The organism is Clostridium niameyense, from assembly GCF_001243045.1.
Classification (GTDB): Bacteria; Bacillota; Clostridia; order Clostridiales; family Clostridiaceae; genus Clostridium_F; species Clostridium_F niameyense.
In genome coordinates, this window is the sequence record NZ_LN849007.1 from 2,161,379 (window position 1) to 2,180,591 (window position 19,213).

Consider the following 19,213-nt stretch of genomic DNA (forward strand, 5'->3'; position numbering starts at 1 on the left):
ACTTTTATTTTATAAGACTATTCCCTGTCATTTCTTCTGGTTTAGAAAGTCCCATAATTTCCAATATTGTAGGCGCTATATCTGCTAATATGCCTTTATCTTTTAATTTTTTAGGTTCGTTAGATACATATACAAAAGGCACTTGGTTTATAGTATGTGCAGTAAATGGATTTCCAGTGTTATAATCTATCATTTCTTCTGAATTACCATGATCAGCAGTTATTAAAACTGTACCTTCCTTTTCTAACACTTTACTTACGACTTTACCTACACATTTATCTACAGCTTCTATAGATTTTTTAGCTGCTTCAAATATACCAGTATGTCCCACCATATCTGGATTAGCATAATTTAATATTATCATATCATATTTATCTGAATCTAATTTTTTTAACAATTGCTCTGTAACTTCACATGCACTCATTTCTGGTTTTAAATCATAAGTGGCTACCTTTGGTGATGGTACAAGAACTCTATCTTCATTTTCGTTTGGTTCCTCTACTCCACCGTTAAAGAAAAATGTGACATGAGCATATTTTTCTGTTTCCGCTATTCTAAGTTGTCTTTTACCCATTTTACTTATATACTCACCTAAAGTATTTTTCAAATGTTCTGGTGGAAAAGCTACATATACATTCTCTAATGTACTATCATATTCTGTCATAGTTACAAAAGTTAAATCTAATGTTTCTCTTTTAAATCCACTAAATACCTTGTCATTTATAGCCCTTGTTATTTCTCTTGCTCTATCTGGTCTAAAATTAAAAAATATTACAGAATCCTTATTTTTTATATTCGCAATAGGTTTTTTATTCTTTACTATAACAGTAGGAAGTACAAATTCATCTGTTTTATTATTCTTATAAGAATTTTCTACAGCTTCTAGGGCACTTTCTGCTATTTCACCTTTTCCAAGTACTGCAGCATTATATGCAAGTTGTACTCTTTCCCACCTATTGTCTCTATCCATAGCATAGTATCTGCCTGACACTGTAGCTATTTCACCTACTCCAATTTTTTTCATATAATCTTCTATTTCTTTTATATATTCCTTAGCAGAAGAAGGAGCTACATCCCTTCCGTCTAAAAAGGCATGCAAATATACATTTTTTATGTTCTTTGTTTTGCAGAATTTTAATAATCCTTTTAAATGATCTATGTGAGAATGAACACCACCTGGTGATAAAAGCCCTAAAAGATGCATAGAAGAATTATTTTCTAATACATTATCTGCTACTTTATTTAAAGCCTTATTTTCAAAAAAATCTCCATCTTCTATAGACTTAGTTATTCTTGTAAGTGCTTGGTATACTACCCTTCCTGCTCCAATATTTAAATGTCCGACCTCTGAGTTTCCCATTTGTCCTTCAGGAAGACCTACACTTAATCCACTAGCTCCCAATTTCATATGAGGATATTTTTTGAATATATTATCTAGATTAGGTTTATTAGCTGCTTCAACTGCATTTCCTTCTACTTTATTAGTTATACCTAATCCATCTAATATCATTAAAAGTACCGGTTTTTTGTTCATAATTTACCTCCTTAAAAACAGCCTTTAGAAATTTACAATAGCTGCAAAATCCTCAGCCTTTAAGCTAGCTCCTCCTACTAATGCTCCATCTATTTCTGGTTTTTCCATTTGCGCTTTTATAGTGTTAGGTTTAACTGAACCACCATATTGTATTCTGACTTTTTCTGCTACTTCTTTTCCGTACATTCCCTCTATAACAGATCTTATATATCCTATAGTTTCATTAGCTTGATCATCTGTAGCTGTTTTTCCTGTTCCAATAGCCCAAATTGGTTCATAAGCTACTACTAATCTTTCTACTTGTTCATTTGTAAGCTCTTTTAAATCTTCTTTTATTTGTTTTTCTAGAACTTTTTCTGTTATGTTTCCTTCTCTTTCTTCAAGAGATTCTCCACAACAAACTATTGGAATTAAGTTATGTTCAAAAGCTTTTTTAACTTTTTTATTTATAGTTTCATCAGTTTCATTGAAGTATTGTCTTCTTTCACTGTGTCCTATTATTACATAATTAACTCCTAAGTTCTCTAACATTGATGGAGATATTTCTCCTGTATATGCTCCACTTTCTTCAAAGTGCATATTTTGAGCTCCAACTTTTATATTAGTTCCCTCTACTTCTTTTAATACTTGTGGAAGGCATACAAAAGTTGGACAAACAACTACATCACATTTTGCATCTTTTACAAGCGGTTTTAAATTTCTAACTAATTCTACTGCTTCATCAACAGTTTTGTTCATTTTCCAGTTTCCTGCTATTATTGGTGTTCTCATAAACTCACGCTCCATATTTATAATAAATTTAAATTATTTATCATTAAGTGCTTTTATACCAGGTAGTTCTTTTCCTTCTAAAAATTCTAAAGAAGCTCCACCACCTGTTGATATATGTGTCATATCATTTCCAAAACCTAATTGATTTACTGCAGCAGCACTATCTCCTCCACCTATTATAGTTACAGCATCAGAGTTTGCCATAGCTTTAGCTACTTCTAAAGTACCATTTGCAAAATTTTTAAATTCAAATACTCCCATAGGTCCATTCCATATAACTGTTTTAGCAGATTTTATTGCATCTTTATATAACTCTGCTGTCTTAGGTCCTATATCAAGTCCCATGTATCCATCTTGAATATTTTGATCCTTTGTTACAATAGCTTCTGCATCTTTATCAAATTTATCTGCTATTACATTATCTATAGGTAATAATAAGTTTACTCCCTTTTCCTTTGCCTTTTCTATCATTTCTTTCGCATATTCTATTTTATCTTCTTCAACTAAAGAAGTTCCAATAGTATATCCTTGAGATTTTAGGAAAGTATATGACATTCCCCCACCTATTATTAAAGTATCTACTTTATCTAATAAGTTGTTTATAACATTTATTTTATCAGAAACTTTTGCTCCTCCTAAAATGGCTACAAATGGTTTTTCTGGCTTTTCTACTGCATTACCTAAGAATTTTAATTCCTTTTGAATTAAATATCCACATACTGATGGTGATAAATATTCAGTAACTCCTACAGTAGAACAATGTGCCCTATGCGCTGTACCAAATGCATCATTTACAAATACTTCTGCTAAAGATGCTAATTCTTTAGAAAAGTTTTCTTCATTTTTAGTTTCTTCTTTTCTATATCTAGTATTTTGAAGTAATACTACATCTCCATCTTTCATATTTTCAATAGCTTTTTTTCCATTTTCTCCAACTACATTATCATCATCTGCAAACACAACTTTTTTGTTAAGCATTTCTGATAATCTTTTAGCTACTGGAGCTAATGAAAGTTCCTTTTTAGGTTCGCCTTTTGGTTTACCCATATGAGAGCAAAGTATTACCTTTGCACCTTTTTCTATTAAATACTTTATTGTTGGAAGTGCTCCAACTAATCTATTTTCATCAGTTATTTTTCCATCAATTATAGGAACATTAAAGTCACATCTTACTAATACTCTTTTACCTTTAACTTCTATATCTTCAACAGTTTTTTTATTATAATTCATTGACATTCACCTCTTAATAAATTTTAATAAGGCAATAGTATACACTTTATGTATTTATGCTATACTATCTTATATTATTTTAGCTTTTTTCATACTACAATGTCAATATTTACTATTATATTATTTGTAATATAAATATAAATAATATACTTATTTTTTATTATATATTTTATAGTTAAAAAAGGTTTGGACTTATAGATAAAACCAAACCTTTTCTGTAAAAGGAGGATACTATTTTAGATATAAGTTTCAGCTAAATTAGTCCTCTATATTTTTATACTATTATAATATTATAATCTATCTGCAACGTATTTAGTTAAATCTGCTAATCTGTGAGAATAACCATATTCATTATCATACCAAGAAACAACTTTAACTAATCTGTTGTCTATTACGCTTGTTGATAAACCATCTACTATTGAAGATCTTTCATCTCCTCTGTAGTCTACTGATACTAGTGGCTCATCACTATATCCTAATATTCCTTTTAATTCTCCTTCAGCTGCTTTTTTGAATGCTGCATTTATTTCTTCTACGGTAACATCTTTCTTAACTGTACATACTAAATCAGTTAATGAAACTGTTGGAGTTGGTACTCTTACTGCCATTCCGTTTAACTTACCTTTTAATTGAGGTAATACTAATGCAACTGCTTTAGCAGCTCCTGTAGTTGTTGGTATCATTGATTCTGCTGCTGCTCTTGCTCTTCTTAAATCTTTATGAGGAGCATCTAAAACTCTTTGATCTCCTGTATATGAATGGATAGTTGTCATTAATCCTGATTCAATTCCAAAAACTTCGTCTAAAACTTTAGCAAATGGTGCTAAACAGTTTGTTGTACAAGATGCATTTGATATAATGTTGTGTTTTTCTGCATCATATTCTTTTTCATTAACACCCATAACTATTGTTTTGTCTTCATTTTTAGCTGGTGCTGAAATTAATACCTTTTTAACTGTTCCACCTAAGTGTGCTTGAGCTTTTGTAGCATCTGTAAATAATCCTGTTGATTCTATAACTATTTCTGCTCCAGTTGAGCTCCAATCTATATTTTTAGGATCTCTTTCTGCAAATATTTTTATTTCATTTCCATTTACTACTATTGAGCTTTCTTTAGCTTCAACAGTTCCATCAAATTTTCCATATAAACTATCATATTTTAATAAGTGAGCTAATGTAGCTGGACTAGTTAAGTCGTTTATAGCTACAACTTCTAATTCATTTTTATAATTTTTAACTAAAGCTTTAAATACATTTCTTCCTATTCTTCCAAAACCATTAATAGCAACCTTTACCATACTAAGTACCTCCTAAAATTAATTAACATTTTAATTTATTTATTTTTATTTTTTACTTATATATATAAATTATTTAATTTTTTTCTTCTAATATCTTCATTATTTCTATAGCTGCACCCTCATCTGTAATTAATGTGCTATTTGTATTTCTAAGTTCTGCAGCAAGTATAGCCTTTCCCTTACTTGTTCCTCCTGATATGGCAATTAAATCTTTTACATGTTTTACATTGTCATGTTTTATTCCTATAGTTGGACTTGAATAAACAATTCTACCTTCCATATCAAAATAATATCCAAAAGCTTCACCTAAAGCACCATTGTGATTTATAGAGTCTATTTCCTCTTCTGAAACTCCTCTTCTTTCAGCCATTACTTCAGCTATACCTATACCATGTATCAATATATCAGCCTGATGTATTATATCTAAGACCTCTTTTATTTGTTTCTCTTTCATAACTGCTTCTATTGCTTCTTCACTTAAATTATCAGGTACATGCATAAGCTTATAATTTGCATTTATCTTTCCTGCTAAATTAGCTACCAGTGTATTAGCTTGAGTTTCTACATCTCTACCTATTCCACCTCTTGCTGGAACAACTACTAAATTATTTAAATTATTAATTTTCGGCATATTATCTACTACTTCTTTAACAGTAGTTCCTCCTGTAACGGCTATAATATTACCACTAGTCAAAATTCCTCTTAAATAGTTAGCAGCTACTTTTCCTAATTCATTTTTTACAGTTATGTCTTCATCTAAATCCCCAGGAACTATAATAACATTACTGATTTCTAATTTATTTCTTATCAATTCTTCTATATCTGATAGTCCCTTTAACTCATGAATGAATTCTTTTAGTTTATCTATTATTTTTTCACCATCTTTAGTTACCGTCATACCAGAAGAATCTATGTCAATCAAATTTTGACTTTTTAAAAAGTTAACCTCTGTTCTAACTATTCTTTCACCTATGCCTAAATCATTAGCCAATATTCTTCTGCCTATAGGTTGTTTATAGTATATAGTTCTTAATATAGTGTACCTCTTTTCTAATAGTTTAAGCATTTCCGGTACTATTTTTTGTTGTAACTTAAGAATCTCTTTCAATATCAACACTCCCCAGACCTTTTTTATGATGGTCTAAAAATGTCCCTTGTATTATTTTTATGTCCCACTTATATTATAAAATAAATACTTTTATTTTAAAAGGGTTTTTTGCAAATTTTACTTTAAATTTATAAAATATTTCTTTAATACATATCTAATCTTCCCTAAAACTATTTTTTTATCGAAAATAAAAAATAGCATGGAATCCTTCCATGCTCTAAAATCTTTTTCTACATTTTGAAGACTTAATGCTCATTTCTTCTCTATATTTTGCTACGGTTCTTCTTGATATTTTAATTCCTTTTTCATTTAACATATTAGAAATAATTTGATCGGATAAAGGCTTATTTTTATTTTCATTATCTATTAGTTCTCTTATTTGTTTTTTTATAAATTCAACAGATATATCCTCACCAGTCATATTATTGGAAGTTATACCATTTGTAAATAAATCTTTTATTAAAATTGTACCTTTATTAGTATGTATATATTTATCTCTTATAGCTCTACTAATTGTAGATTCATGTAAATCTAAACTATCTGCTATTTCTTTTAAAGTCATAGGCTTTAAATATTCTATGCCGTAATCAAAATATTCTTTTTGTAGTTCTAATATTTTTTCTAACACTTTATATATGGTACTTTTTCTGTTTTCTATGCTTTTTATTAAAAATATAGCGCTATTTAATTTCTCTTTTACAAAATCTACAGCTTCTTTATCAGTATCGTTTAAAACTATCTTCTCATATACATTATTTACTGTAAGTTTAGGAACTAAGTCATCATTCATTATTATATAATATTCACCATCTATTTTCTTTATGTAAGCATCCGGAACTATATATTTTACCTCTTCACCGGTGTAAAACCCCCTAGAGGGCTTAGGTTGAAGAGTTTTAATTTTATCTCCATATTCTTGTGCTTTTTTAACACCTATATTTAATTTTTTTGCTATTACATTATATTTATTCTCGGCTATCAAAGGTAAACAATTGTCAACTATGTAATATATATTTTCATCGTTTATATTTTTTTTTCTTAATTGTATCTTTAAGCATTCTTGTAAATTCTTTGCACCTATACCATCTGGTTCTAAGGATTGTATAAGTTCTATAGCTTCATTAATAACTTTTACGTCTGTATTAAGCTCTTTTGCTATATCTTCTTCTTTAACCTTTAAATATCCTTTTTTATCTATATTTTCGATAAGATAAAAACATACAGCTTTAATATAATTATCTTTACTTATCTCTCTTACTTGCTCTTGTAAATACTCTTTTAAAGATTTTTTTTCGGAAATGAAGTTAAAAGGTGATACATCTTCCTGATCTTTATAATAATTATAATTAGCTCCATCATACCTATCTTCTTTTAACTGCTTTAACAATTTTTTATAATTTACTTCATCTTTTTCTTCTCTACATTCCATCTTAGCATCTAGTACTGGATTTTCCTGAACTTCTTTTTCTACATATCTTTGAAGCTCGTAAGTAGACATCTGTAGCATCTTTATTGATAATTGCATTTGCTGTGTCATTACTAGTTTTTGCTGCTGAGTCAACATTAAATTGAAGTTCATATTCATTAAAAATACCGCACCCCCATTTCCAATTTCATTATATCATAAAAGAAGTATACTAACATTAATAATTATTTCACAATTTATAAATAAAATAAGCTAAATATAAAAAAGTGCTTCCTTAAATGATTAGAAACTCATTTTGAAACACTTTATATAATATATTATTTATTTTATATATTATTTATCTAAATATACCTTCATAATTTTTTCTCCGACTTTTTCATTTAAACTTTTTAATTCATTTAAATAAACTAGGGCGCTTCCTTTATATTGTTGAGGTTCTCCAAGTAAAATTACCTCATAACAGCTTCTTAAAACATTTATTACACAGTTATCATAATGATCTTCTTTACAACTTCTGCATTGTCTTAAAATATCTGATATTCCTATTATCAAATCTTCTTCCTCGTATAATCTTGTATCTGCTATAGGTATATTCTGAAATCCATCCTCAACATAAGTAACATTATTTTTTAAACATTCTAATATGGATTTTTTTGAATATCCAATTAAACACTTCTCTTTATCACACTTATTACATAGTTTCTCTGTCAAACAACACTTCCCTAAATTTCCTATAATACTATCAAAATTTATTTCATTATTAGCTATACCCATGATACTCCTCCGAATATAATAATTATTGTTTATTAATAATTATTATATAGCAGTCAATAAATAATTTCAACTGTTTTAAAGAAGTTATAACAATAATTAATTTTGCATACCTTAATATTATACAATGATTAATTTTATTATTACAAAATATAGAGTTGGAATCTCACTCCAACCCTATATGATTTTATCTTTGACCTTTTTCGTATGGTTGTCCATACGCAAAAAATAAACAACTAGCCTGCATTATTATTTCCTTAATATTAAAATATCATACTTTATGTTATTTAAAAAGAGTTTTAAATTATTATAACATGGAGGTATTAAAAAATGACTAACAAACAAGAAAGATTATTTCAATATTACTATGGTTTAATAAGTAGGGAATTTAGAGAATAAATATTAGACTATGAAAATTTTAAAATGTTTCTAGGCAAGCCATATCTGGGTATAAAGCTGGCTCTATAGAACCAAGTATAAATAATTTAATTAAACTAGCTAATATATTCAATGTAAGTCTAGATTACTTGCTAGGCAGGACAAAGGAAAGGCATAATTTAAATTTAGAAAATAAAAGGAATAAGAATCTAATAATAGATATAATAAAAGTAATAGAAAAGTATAAATAAAAACTCTAAAGGTTAATCCTCTAGAGTTTTTTATTATACTTACTATTTCCTTATTTTTCAGGTGTTAATTTTACACTTTTTAATCCTGCTACATTTATTATATCCCCATCTTCTAAATCTATAATTACTTCATTAACGCCTATATCTCCGCCTAATATCTCATTTGTTTTTGCTCTCCCAGACTTTCCATATATTATAAAATTTCCTTGGCCACTTTCAGCCATAGCTTTGTATCTTCCCCTTGTTATATCTTCTCCACAAATCCAATAACCAGAATAAATACTTGTTTCTTTATAAGGTATTAAACTTCTTTTTATTGGTTTCATATTAACACTCATGCTTGAAATTTTTATTTTATTACCTTGTGTTAATATTATTCTATACTTATCAATTCCTAAATCATTACCGCCTATTTCATTAGTTAATAGTGAACCTTTTGCCGAATAAATATTAAAATTTCCTGAACCATTAAAAGTAACATCATAAGCTCCTGGATCTATATGACTGCCTACCGTATGTTCACCTGCTGATAACTCTTTACTATTTTTATTTACAAAATCATTCCATTTTTTAGCCTCAGCTGCCCTTGCCTCTTCAGCCTTCTTTTTTTCTTCGTCTTTCAATTTTTTAGCTTGAACGTCCTGTTCTTTTAACAATCTTTCATAGTCGCTTTTAATACTTTCCTTTTCTTTAGAAGAAATTTTTTCGTATTTTTGTTTCAGTTTATTAAATTGTTCCCTTTGTGCCTCATTAAAATCTTTATAGTGCTTTTTTAACAGTTCTTTATCTTTTGAACTTAGAATCCTTTTATCCTCTGTTACAACTTTATTGCTTGTTTTTACTTCTTTCTTAGTACTAGAAGTAGGCACTGCAATAAATGCTACTATTGATAAAACAATAAATCCAATTAATATTTTTTTATTTCTTTTATTATCCTGCTTTTTAATAGTGTTTTTAATAATTAAAACAATTGAAACAATAATCCCAATTAATCCAATTAAAAACAAAATAATTGTAAGTGACTTCATGATAATATCCTCCTTAAAATTTCTATGAAATGAAATATATACCATGTTGATTATATAATATTTTTACATAAAGTTCAAATATTATACATATTTTTTAAATACTGTTTTTTTCATTCGCCTTTCATATATACCTGTTATATATACCTCTATAATAGGTATGAAATTAAGCTTAGACATTAGTATCTAAGCTATTTTATTCCTACAGTATAATAAGTAATATTTTTATAATAAGTAATTCCCTTTTGACAATTAGTAATTAGTTAAATAATGTGTTTATATTATTTATACACATAGTAGTATATAGAATATTAAAAGGTAAATTATTATTAGAAGAAGAAATAAAAGGTCTAACAATTAAAACTGTTGGGAAAATATTTTCATCATGTTTTAAAATACACTCAATAAAACAACTTCCATAGAAAAATCCATAAAAAAGAGCCCTGATAACAGGACTCTTTTATATAGCTTTACCTTTTAAAATATTTTTATCATTGAGATAATCACTTTTAATTTTTTCTAACTCTGAATCTCTATCAAACACAATATCTTTTTCACAATTTTTTTTCATATATATTTTAAGTAAAGAATCTTTATTATCAAAATAATAGTAAAATATAGCCTCTCCTTCAAGTTCTATTGAGCACTTCATCTCACATATTAATCCAATATCCCCTTTGTAATATTTAACATATTTATAGTTACCTAACTTAGCATTTTCTAAAAGATTATAAGGTGTTACAATAGGTGAGTAAAGCAAATCATAAATTTTATTGATATATGTATCCATAGTTAAAACCTCCTATATAAATTATATAATAGATTATTCAATATTTAAATAGTCTGCTAAAACCTTCTCTACATATTCTATGCATTCTGGCAATTTTTCATTAGCTATATCATAATCATCTATAGACCACTTATCTCTTTTTAACCCTATTTCATTATTAAGATATTGGGTGAAATATACAGCTAGCATTCCACCATTATCTTTAATTTTTCTTTTTATCCAAGCATACCTAGGTCCTCTAAATAAAAGACAATATTTTAAATTGTTATCCTTTTGGTCAATATTAAATTCTGAAATTAAGTTTGGTACTATATCTTCTTTTATTTTTATATCAATATCCTTCTTCTTACTTGCAAAATACTTGTCTGGTCTTTTAATAGAGTTTTCAGTACTTTCTGCTTGATCAAGTATTTTAGCTGCATCTTCTTTATTTAAATTTAGTAGGTTTTGAATTCCTTTAATTTTTATTTCACGTTCTACATCTTCTTCTTTTTTCTTTTTTATTAATTCAGTTGTTAAATAAACATCTCCTATTAGTTTACCACTACCATCTTGATAAACAATCCCTAAATCATCCTTTTTTACATCACTATTTTTATTATTTTTTGATTGTATATCTTCATATAATAAATCAACATCCCTTAAATGTTTAATTATTTCACTTTCTTGTATTTCTTTTTTATAAAATTTCCATAACTTTTGCATATCTAAATATTTATGAGAAATAATTTGTCCTATGTTATCATCTGCTCTGGTTGCTTCATCTTCAGGAATAATTCTTAATATCCTACCTATAAACTGTGCATATGGAAGTTCATGTCTAAAAGGTCTAAATATAGCGGCTACTGATAAATATCGGTGATCATATCCTTCACCTAACATAGAAACATTAACAACGACTTTAACTCTATGATTTTTTATGTCACTTTTAGCTTTATTTATTTCTTCACTACTTAAATCACTATGAACTATTGTTGTTGGGTAGTTTCTTTTTTCATACATTTTTTTTATTTGTTCAGCATGCCAAATACTACAAGCAACCGCTATAATTTTATGTGGAACAGTATTATTTTTTAGTTTGTTTTCTAATAACTCAATACTTTTGTCTACAATACTCTCAGAACATTCAGATGCATAAGCTACAGATCTACTTATCCATTCTTCATCTTTTAGATTTTTTTCTTTTATTTCTTCAATAGTATATTTTTTACTATCATCTTTATCTAGGGTTAGATATAATTTTCCTGGTACATATTCTAAATTTTCTAAACTTTTCACAAACCCATTAGCCATTGATTGACTTAGTTTATATTTGTATACTAATTCTCCTGCAATTTCCTTATTATCTGTTCTAAAAGGTGTTCCAGTAACCTTAACAACTTTTGCATTTGAAAAATGCTGAGTAGTTTCAACCCACGTTTTAGCAGTTGAATGATGAGCCTCATCAATTATAATCATATCAAAAAAATTATTTGGTAAAAAATTTAAAGGTGACGATTCTAATCTACATTGAAGTTTTTGAGCATTTACTACCACTATATTAGCAGCCTCAAGAACTTCTTGTTTCGTTTTATTACCCTCAAATTCAATTACAGTTGGTAAATTTTTAGGTTTATCAATGACCTTTCTTTTTATCCAAAAATTATCTGGAGCATCAGGGTTTAGTTCATCTATTACAGTGTCTTTTATAACTATTTGAGGTGCTATTATTAAAACTCTTCCTGTAGCTATACTATAAGGAAGTAATCCCATTAGTCCTGTTTTCCCTACTCCAGTTGGTAAAATGACTATGGAATGAGTACTTTTCTTTTTTATTACAAAATGTTCATATACATGATAATATCCTTGAATTTGTGGCTCTCTTAATGATTTATTCCCATATATACTAGGATTAATCCTACTAAAATAATTTTCATCATATTTAAATCCCATACTAATCCCCCATTACCTTATATCGCATATTTAATGTTAATATTTTCATCTTTTGTATGTTATTCTACAAATTATTTAGAATTCCTTCAAAAAAGTAAAAAAAAGTAGCTACAGCCTTAAACTGCAACTACTCTCTAATGTTTTATTTGCTATTCTTTTTTATAAAGTCCAAGACTTCTTGCAGAGTATTATATCTGCCATTGCCACTTATAAGTGTTTTTAAGTAGCTTGTATAATGTTCCTTTGTATAACCTACTGCATATACATGCTCTACAGTGGAGTAATCAAATGGTCTACTATTACTTATAGTAGGACAGCTTAAAAAATCTGCTAAATATTCAGCCGCTCTTTGATCTGCTCCATCATTATAAATTACTATATTTTTCACTTTCTTTTCCCCCTTATTATCCTCTAATATAGATTCATTAAAATTATTAATATCACAAATACCTGGTATTCCTGGTATAGTTCCACGCTCTGTAAATTGATGCCCTGCATAAGTACTTCCCCAAACTTTATTGGCCATAGGTTTACTTACTCCATAATGTGCAACCCATAAAGGATATTGCTTTAATCTAATATCTAAATTATTATTAATAAAATAAGGACTTGCGTATACACTTACATCTCTCCCACTTAATTCTTTAAACTTTTTAATAAATCTTAAAGCATAGTCCATTACATTGAAATTATTTCTTTCTATATCTAAGTTAGACATTATTTCTAATGTTTTCCCTTTATGCATATTATAAAAATTTTGTGCCTGACTTTCTGGTGAGCTAGTACCTACTAGAAAATGATATAATCCTACTTTTAAACCTGTAGCTTTAGCACGATTATAATACTCATTACAATATGGATCCTGGAATGTTGCTCCTTCTGTGGCTTTTAAGTATACTATTTCTACACCGCTCTTTCTTATCTTTGTAAAGTCAATAGGTCTTTGATTGTTATTGCTAATATCTACACCTTTCATAAAAAATACCTCCTAAAAATTTAATAAAAAAGAACAGAACTATTTGCTCTGCTCTTTAATTTCTTTCTTATTACCTTGTTTTAATTGTGCTAAAGCATCTGTAATTTTTTCTGGTATTGGTACTCCTAAACATGCGCAATTTTCTAAAATAGAAATACCCTCATTCGCTATGTAAAAATAACAAACAAGGGTACGGAAAACCCAACTACCAGTATTAAGTAGCTTATCTAAAGAAACTGCTACTATAAGAACTACTAATATAACTGTCTTTTTAAGAAGTCCTTTAAATCCTGCATTACTGGATAATGTTTTATTACTTAGAGCTATTAAAACTCCCATTATATAATCTAACACCATAAATATTATTAGTATTTGTAATGCTAAATCCCAACTGCCAAATAAAGCAGTAAACAATGTTCCTGCTCCTGCTATAATAGTGTTAAAAATATTTTCTTTATCCATTTTCGCACCTCTCTTATTTTTAATATAAAAAAGAACCTACATTAAGTAAGTTCTTTTATTCTCAATTATTCACTCAATACATGATCTACCATAAGATATATAGCATCTAGCTGATTATATAAGTAATTCATAGTTTTTTTAAGATTTACATAATCTATAAATTTCCACTTGATAAAATATAAATTTCCTTGAGTATTCATTAAATATCTCCAAACATCAGCCTTTGAATCTTTTCCGTTCAACTCATTTAAATCTTCTCCTATTAATTCTATTAAAAGATTCCTTATTTCTTCTAATTCATCTTTAGGTATATCTAAATTCAACCCTTTAAATGCATCTCCTACAATCCTATTGTTCCATATGTCAACTAGATTATGGCCTCCTCCATTATTGGGTAATTTTCCATATATTCTATAATATATAAGTTTTAAACTAATCTCAATTGAATGTCTGTATGAATGCATTATAGGAAATATATATTGATCCAAAACATCAATTCTATTTTCTTTACCTTTTTGCAATGCGATATTAACTAACTCATCAGCCGAAAGTTTATATCCCTCTTTAACACCATATAATGATAATTCTTTATCTTGCCACCCAATATATGCTCTTTCCATTGGATTTTTTCCTTCAATAAATATTCTTTTTTTCATAATATATCCCCCCATAATATGGATATATTATACTACTATTGCTACAAATAGGCAAAATAAAAACACCCTATAGGTGTCTATTCTGCCTTTATAAAATTTAATTATGTAGCATTATTTATCATTTGAATTACGTAATAAAAAACCACATTCTCATTACTGAAAATGCGGCACTATCTTTTTTACTTAACGATTTTTTTAAAAAATTTGTCTAACAACTTAAATATCTTAGTTTTGAATATTTGCTGCATAAGATTCTCATTAGCATATCTTAAATCTAATATGTTCTTAGCTACTGAATTCTTAAATGCAGGATTGCTTTTTATTTCAGTTACTTCTTCCACTGAGTAATAGGAACCTAATATAAAAGTCCCTTCACTTCGTTCATGATTCATATTACACCTCCTACATACTAAGATTATATCATTAAGTATACATTAAAGGTAGTACCTCAATATTGAATTTTCAAGTAATTTATGATGTTGTATATGACAACTTATATGTAATAGTTCTTGAGTTATCATATTTTTCTATTGTGTAATTAAAACTCCATCCCAGTTATCTTCTTGAATTCTTCTGGTGTTATTTCTCCAAAAGGTCTTTGTTTAGTTCTTACCACTGTTCTTAACTGTTCTAACGTACACCATTTATATTCCCATGCCAAACTCCAAAAATTCATTATTTATTACCTCCTGCTAATTGTATTTTTACTTGTGCCAATTCTTTACCTAAAGTATTTATAATACTATCTTTTTTAATATTTTCTACTTTAGCTTGACTTAACTCTTTTCCCAAGGCATTTACTTGTTTTTGCAATTCTAGTATTGGGTTTTTAGGGAGTTCCCGAATAGCCTCGGAAGGTTCTTTTTGAAATGGTACCTTAACACTTGCTCCACTATCATACTCTATAAATAAAAATTCATCTTTTACATATTGTTTTTTAATCAATTTTAATTCCTCCTAGGAAGTCTATTTTCGCTCTTACTTTACAATCTGAATATGCTTGACTTTCACCACATACTATTACTTTAAAACTCTTATTAAATTTAATATATCTTTCGTATGTCGTATAGATTTCGAAAAGTACGTGCTCAGTACCTTTTAGGTTATCAAATTTTTTTGTTTGTATTTTGTCTACTATTGATGTAAATTCATTATCGGGAGCATACAATGGTGGCACATCGTAATTTTTCAAATTCGATTCTGACACGTGTTGTAAATAGCTATTTAGTGTACCTAGTTCTGATATATCTAATTTCACGCATAAATTTGATGAATCCCCTAATTGATTAGCTTCTGATAAAATATATTCAATACCATCAATGATTAATTTTATTTTAATGTTTTTACATATATACTCATAATCAGAATTCGAAACACTTGGACCAACTTCTACATTTAAATATCTAAAAATACCACCATTTTTTGATTCTAACGCAATTATTTCTTTTTCACTATATGAGTATGTTTCTGCGAATATATATTTATCTTTCATTCCAAAAATTTTATATTGATTAAACATTAATTGTTCTGAATTAGTTGAAATTAATTTTTGTGTATTCTTAAGAATGTTTTTGCTGTTTTTATTTACTTCATCTAATGTTTTTTTATCAGCTATAAAAATTTCCTCTGCCACTACAACACCTCCTTATAATATAAAAGCCCATTCTTTATACCTAATTCATACTTTTTATCATTACTATCATCTTCGATAATTTTATTCGCTTTATCATCCAATTGCGATTCAACTGTTTGTCCATTTTCTGTTTTTATATCTGATGCTTTAAGTTCTACCTCTCCAATTTCACCATTTACAGATTTTACGGGTATATTGATGTTTTTAATATCCTTCTTCAACTGTTCTACATCATTGCTTAATTTAGCTGCTAGATTTCCATCTAGTTTATCTTTTAGAGTATCAAACCAACTATTGAAATCTTTTTCCCATTTAGTTGTATTAGGATTAAACCAATTATTCCATTGATCTAAGAATTTATTTATATTTTCACTGTACCATTTTTCAAAGGCTTGTTTTTTTTCTTTGGTCCATATTGCAATGTCTTTATCATAAGCCTCTTTAGTTTGACTATACCAACTTTCAAATTGATTAAATATTTGAGTAGTGTCTACTTGATCTACAGTACCGTGTACAATACCACATAATTCTTTATTAAGTCTTAAATCTGTAATATCTGATTGAGTAATTTTTATAGCTCCAGCATTAATTTTTATATCTGCTAAAGCTAACTCATACATATCCGCATCCCTTTGTATTGTAGGAGCTGTAGCTTGACTTTTAAATTCTCCTTTTTTTACCCTTGCCCTTATTTCTCTTTTAGCTACATCATATCTTAATACAATTTTATCGATTCTATTAAGTACGCCATCTGCTACGTCTATATTTAATACTAAATCATCTGTATTTTCATATTTATAGCCTTCAATCCATCCCTTACCTTTTTTTAAGATAACTTGCATTTTGCTTGTTTCTACAACTTGCAAACCCATCTTAGGGATTGGGAATACTCCATTGCCTATAAAGCTAGCAAAATACTCAGCATAATTCTCTGCCTTGTATACTCTGTCCCAAGTATCACCTACTTTCATAGCATTAAAAAAACCTGACTTTTCCATTAGTTCACTTCCTTTTTAGATATTTTTTTTATAGTATCTAATAAATTAGGTATATGTTCTCCAAAAGTAACTTCTAAATTAAATCCATTAACTTCGTAGATCTCTTTTATTTCTGTTATTTTTGTATTAAGAATAACTCCCCACTTTCTGTCTAATACGGTTACTGTATCTCCTAAATCCCAATCCTGGCCATAATTAAAAGAACCATATGGGATTACTGCTGCTTCAAAAGTTTCTATTATTTTAAAATCTTTAAGTTTATGCTCCCCGATACTCTTTAATTCCTTAATATTTTCGGCCTGTCCACAATCTAAAAAAATTTCTTTCCTAGTTAGTCCCTTAGCAGCTCCAACCATTTGTATTAATCTTTCTTCATTTTCACCTTTACCACCACAGTAGGCAATATTTTTATAATTAAGCAGGCTTTTAATAAAATGCTTATTCTTTATATTGTCAAAATCTACACTGAAAATAACCGGAGGATTTTTTTCCTGTTCAGATGTTAGATTTCTTCCTTCCAGTACATCAAATACAAATTTATTATTAAAGGTATCTAAAGTAATATCCCAACCTAAATTAGAATACTCTGCAATCTCCGTTATTTTATCTGCTAGATTAGCATATCTAGTCCTCCAGGCATCTTGTACACCTCTGCTTTTATTTTCTGCAATAATTAAATTAGGAATAATTCTATATTTATCTACTGGATTTACTGCATTATTATTTACAAATTTCTTAATTATAGTTTCTTGAAATCCCGCTGCAGTATCATAACTATTTCCTATAGGTGGAATAGTTATCCTTCTTTTTAATATACCTTTCAAAGTTGGTCCTTTAATGGTTAATTCTTCTTTACTATCTTCAGTCATAGTTTTTTCAATATGTTCTATAATACCAACCTTATTAAAGGAAGCTCCTAAGAGAATTAAATTATCCTCCTGGAGCTTATCAGCATTATTTTTATTTAAATTTATGTGTAATTCAAATTCACCTACTGGGCTAAATTTACGGATAAATATCAAAGATTCATAATCATCAATTTCACCTAATAAATTAAATTGTTGGTCTATAATTCTAATTGGTACGTTATTCATGCTTACACCCCCATATATAAAGGCTTATAATATAATGCCATTTCAAGATTATCTATACCTTTTTCAGCATCATATCTCAAAAGATTATCTCCTACGTTTAATTGTAGGAACTCACTTTCAAGATCTATATAATTAAATACATTTATTTTAGTTCCATTACTTTTAACCATTTCTACTCTTTTATTTCCAAAGCTAGTATTTATAACTAGCTTATCTCCAACATTTAAAGTACGTTTTACTTTAATAAATTTTTGAGTATAAACATCATAAAGTGAAGGATTTACTACTGTTGCAAGTGCTTTAAATTCTATACGCATACCACATTCAACATCACCCTTATTTTTAGCATTAACTATTAAATTGCTTATTCTATGTCCCATAATAATTCCTGTTTCCTGTGGAATTATAAGAGGAAAATGAAAATCTCCAACCCATAAAGCTATTTCTTCTTTAGCTTCGTGTAAATCCATCCAAAAAGGATTGGGACAATACAACTGTATTAAAAATTCCTGAGCATTTACTATTTGTTCTTTAAATGCTGGACTATCTGCCACAGTACAATCTACAGTATGCTCCGCAGCATTATTTATATAAATAAGTTTACCCTTCAGCTTTGGATTAAATATAGAGCATAATTTTTGCCTCTTAGCATACATATCTTCCATAGTATCACCTACAATTACTCCAGTTATAGGTATTAACCTTTCTTCTAAAAGTGTTCCATGATAGCTTTTTCCATCTTGGCCAGGTGCTTTACTAGACAAAATAGTTGTTTTGGGACTTCCTGTGTTTTCAATCTTTTGTAAAATAAAAGGGACAGAGTTTCCTAATTCTATACTCTGTCCTCTTTCATTTTTAAATATTATTTTTTGCAATTTAT

The 19,213-nt window shown here is 28.1% G+C and carries 20 protein-coding genes and 1 pseudogene; 1 reads left to right on the forward strand and 20 read right to left on the reverse strand.

Features of this window, described 5'->3' with window-relative positions; genetic code table 11:
- Nucleotides 1-4: 4 nt before the first annotated feature.
- From gpmI to BN1711_RS11075, 7 genes are all read right to left on the reverse strand, one after another.
- Nucleotides 5-1,534, reverse strand: a complete 1,530-nt coding sequence (gene gpmI, locus BN1711_RS11045; RefSeq protein ID WP_050608207.1) for a 2,3-bisphosphoglycerate-independent phosphoglycerate mutase — start codon at nt 1,532-1,534, stop codon at nt 5-7.
- Nucleotides 1,535-1,558: 24 nt separating this feature from the next.
- Nucleotides 1,559-2,305 carry a triose-phosphate isomerase gene (gene tpiA / locus BN1711_RS11050; RefSeq protein WP_050608208.1) on the reverse strand — a complete coding sequence of 249 codons (747 nt, stop codon included), beginning with the start codon at nt 2,303-2,305 and terminating at the stop codon, nt 1,559-1,561.
- A 33-nt stretch (nt 2,306-2,338) separates the two neighbouring features.
- Nucleotides 2,339-3,535: a phosphoglycerate kinase gene (locus BN1711_RS11055; RefSeq protein ID WP_050608209.1), complete on the reverse strand. Its 1,197-nt coding sequence runs from the start codon at nt 3,533-3,535 to the stop codon at nt 2,339-2,341.
- A 290-nt stretch (nt 3,536-3,825) separates the two neighbouring features.
- Nucleotides 3,826-4,833 (reverse strand): type I glyceraldehyde-3-phosphate dehydrogenase, encoded by a 1,008-nt coding sequence (gene gap, locus BN1711_RS11060; protein WP_050608210.1) that lies wholly within the window; start codon nt 4,831-4,833, stop codon nt 3,826-3,828.
- A gap of 73 nt (nt 4,834-4,906) precedes the next feature.
- Nucleotides 4,907-5,941: a sugar-binding transcriptional regulator gene (locus BN1711_RS11065; protein ID WP_050608211.1), complete on the reverse strand. Its 1,035-nt coding sequence runs from the start codon at nt 5,939-5,941 to the stop codon at nt 4,907-4,909.
- A gap of 217 nt (nt 5,942-6,158) precedes the next feature.
- Nucleotides 6,159-7,520: an RNA polymerase factor sigma-54 gene (gene rpoN / locus BN1711_RS11070; RefSeq protein ID WP_187367291.1), complete on the reverse strand. Its 1,362-nt coding sequence runs from the start codon at nt 7,518-7,520 to the stop codon at nt 6,159-6,161.
- Nucleotides 7,521-7,700: 180 nt separating this feature from the next.
- Nucleotides 7,701-8,141, reverse strand: coding sequence for a hypothetical protein (locus BN1711_RS11075; RefSeq protein WP_050608213.1), 441 nt, complete (start codon nt 8,139-8,141; stop codon nt 7,701-7,703).
- 431 nt (nt 8,142-8,572) lie between these two features.
- Here BN1711_RS11075 and BN1711_RS12345 point away from each other — a divergent pair.
- Nucleotides 8,573-8,767: pseudogene (locus BN1711_RS12345) on the forward strand (helix-turn-helix domain-containing protein); the annotation flags it as partial.
- A 50-nt stretch (nt 8,768-8,817) separates the two neighbouring features.
- Here the strand turns inward: BN1711_RS12345 and BN1711_RS11080 are convergent.
- The 13 genes from BN1711_RS11080 to BN1711_RS11140 all read right to left on the reverse strand — a co-directional run bounded on the left by BN1711_RS11080 (nt 8,818) and on the right by BN1711_RS11140 (nt 19,208).
- Entirely contained in the window at nt 8,818-9,795 is a 978-nt protein-coding gene (locus tag BN1711_RS11080; RefSeq protein ID WP_050608214.1) for a hypothetical protein, read from the reverse strand.
- Nucleotides 9,796-10,252: 457 nt separating this feature from the next.
- The gene (locus BN1711_RS11085; protein WP_050608215.1) at nt 10,253-10,582 is read right to left on the reverse strand and encodes a hypothetical protein; all 330 of its coding nucleotides are present in this window, start codon (nt 10,580-10,582) and stop codon (nt 10,253-10,255) included.
- Between the two features lie 33 nt (nt 10,583-10,615).
- Nucleotides 10,616-12,514, reverse strand: a complete 1,899-nt coding sequence (locus BN1711_RS11090) for a DEAD/DEAH box helicase (protein WP_050608216.1) — start codon at nt 12,512-12,514, stop codon at nt 10,616-10,618.
- Between the two features lie 142 nt (nt 12,515-12,656).
- Nucleotides 12,657-13,490: a GH25 family lysozyme gene (locus BN1711_RS11095; RefSeq protein ID WP_050608217.1), complete on the reverse strand. Its 834-nt coding sequence runs from the start codon at nt 13,488-13,490 to the stop codon at nt 12,657-12,659.
- Between the two features lie 39 nt (nt 13,491-13,529).
- Nucleotides 13,530-13,952, reverse strand: a complete 423-nt coding sequence (locus tag BN1711_RS11100; RefSeq protein ID WP_050608218.1) for a phage holin family protein — start codon at nt 13,950-13,952, stop codon at nt 13,530-13,532.
- 65 nt (nt 13,953-14,017) lie between these two features.
- The gene (locus BN1711_RS11105) at nt 14,018-14,608 is read right to left on the reverse strand and encodes a hypothetical protein (protein WP_050608219.1); all 591 of its coding nucleotides are present in this window, start codon (nt 14,606-14,608) and stop codon (nt 14,018-14,020) included.
- A 179-nt stretch (nt 14,609-14,787) separates the two neighbouring features.
- The gene (locus BN1711_RS11110) at nt 14,788-15,000 is read right to left on the reverse strand and encodes a hypothetical protein (protein WP_050608220.1); all 213 of its coding nucleotides are present in this window, start codon (nt 14,998-15,000) and stop codon (nt 14,788-14,790) included.
- A gap of 146 nt (nt 15,001-15,146) precedes the next feature.
- A complete protein-coding gene (locus tag BN1711_RS11115) occupies nt 15,147-15,284 on the reverse strand; it encodes an XkdX family protein (RefSeq protein WP_050608221.1) in 138 nt (45 codons plus the stop codon).
- The gene (locus tag BN1711_RS11120; RefSeq protein WP_050608222.1) at nt 15,284-15,553 is read right to left on the reverse strand and encodes an XkdW family protein; all 270 of its coding nucleotides are present in this window, start codon (nt 15,551-15,553) and stop codon (nt 15,284-15,286) included. Before BN1711_RS11120 ends, BN1711_RS11115 begins: the two co-directional genes overlap by 1 nt.
- A complete protein-coding gene (locus BN1711_RS11125) occupies nt 15,546-16,241 on the reverse strand; it encodes a hypothetical protein (protein WP_050608223.1) in 696 nt (231 codons plus the stop codon). The genes BN1711_RS11120 and BN1711_RS11125 overlap by 8 nt, the downstream gene beginning before the upstream one ends.
- Entirely contained in the window at nt 16,241-17,239 is a 999-nt protein-coding gene (locus BN1711_RS11130) for a hypothetical protein (RefSeq protein WP_050608224.1), read from the reverse strand. Before BN1711_RS11130 ends, BN1711_RS11125 begins: the two co-directional genes overlap by 1 nt.
- Nucleotides 17,239-18,333, reverse strand: coding sequence for a siphovirus ReqiPepy6 Gp37-like family protein (locus BN1711_RS11135; RefSeq protein ID WP_050608225.1), 1,095 nt, complete (start codon nt 18,331-18,333; stop codon nt 17,239-17,241). The genes BN1711_RS11130 and BN1711_RS11135 overlap by 1 nt, the downstream gene beginning before the upstream one ends.
- 2 nt (nt 18,334-18,335) lie before the next feature.
- Nucleotides 18,336-19,208, reverse strand: a complete 873-nt coding sequence (locus BN1711_RS11140; protein WP_050608226.1) for a phage tail family protein — start codon at nt 19,206-19,208, stop codon at nt 18,336-18,338.
- Nucleotides 19,209-19,213: the final 5 nt, after the last annotated feature.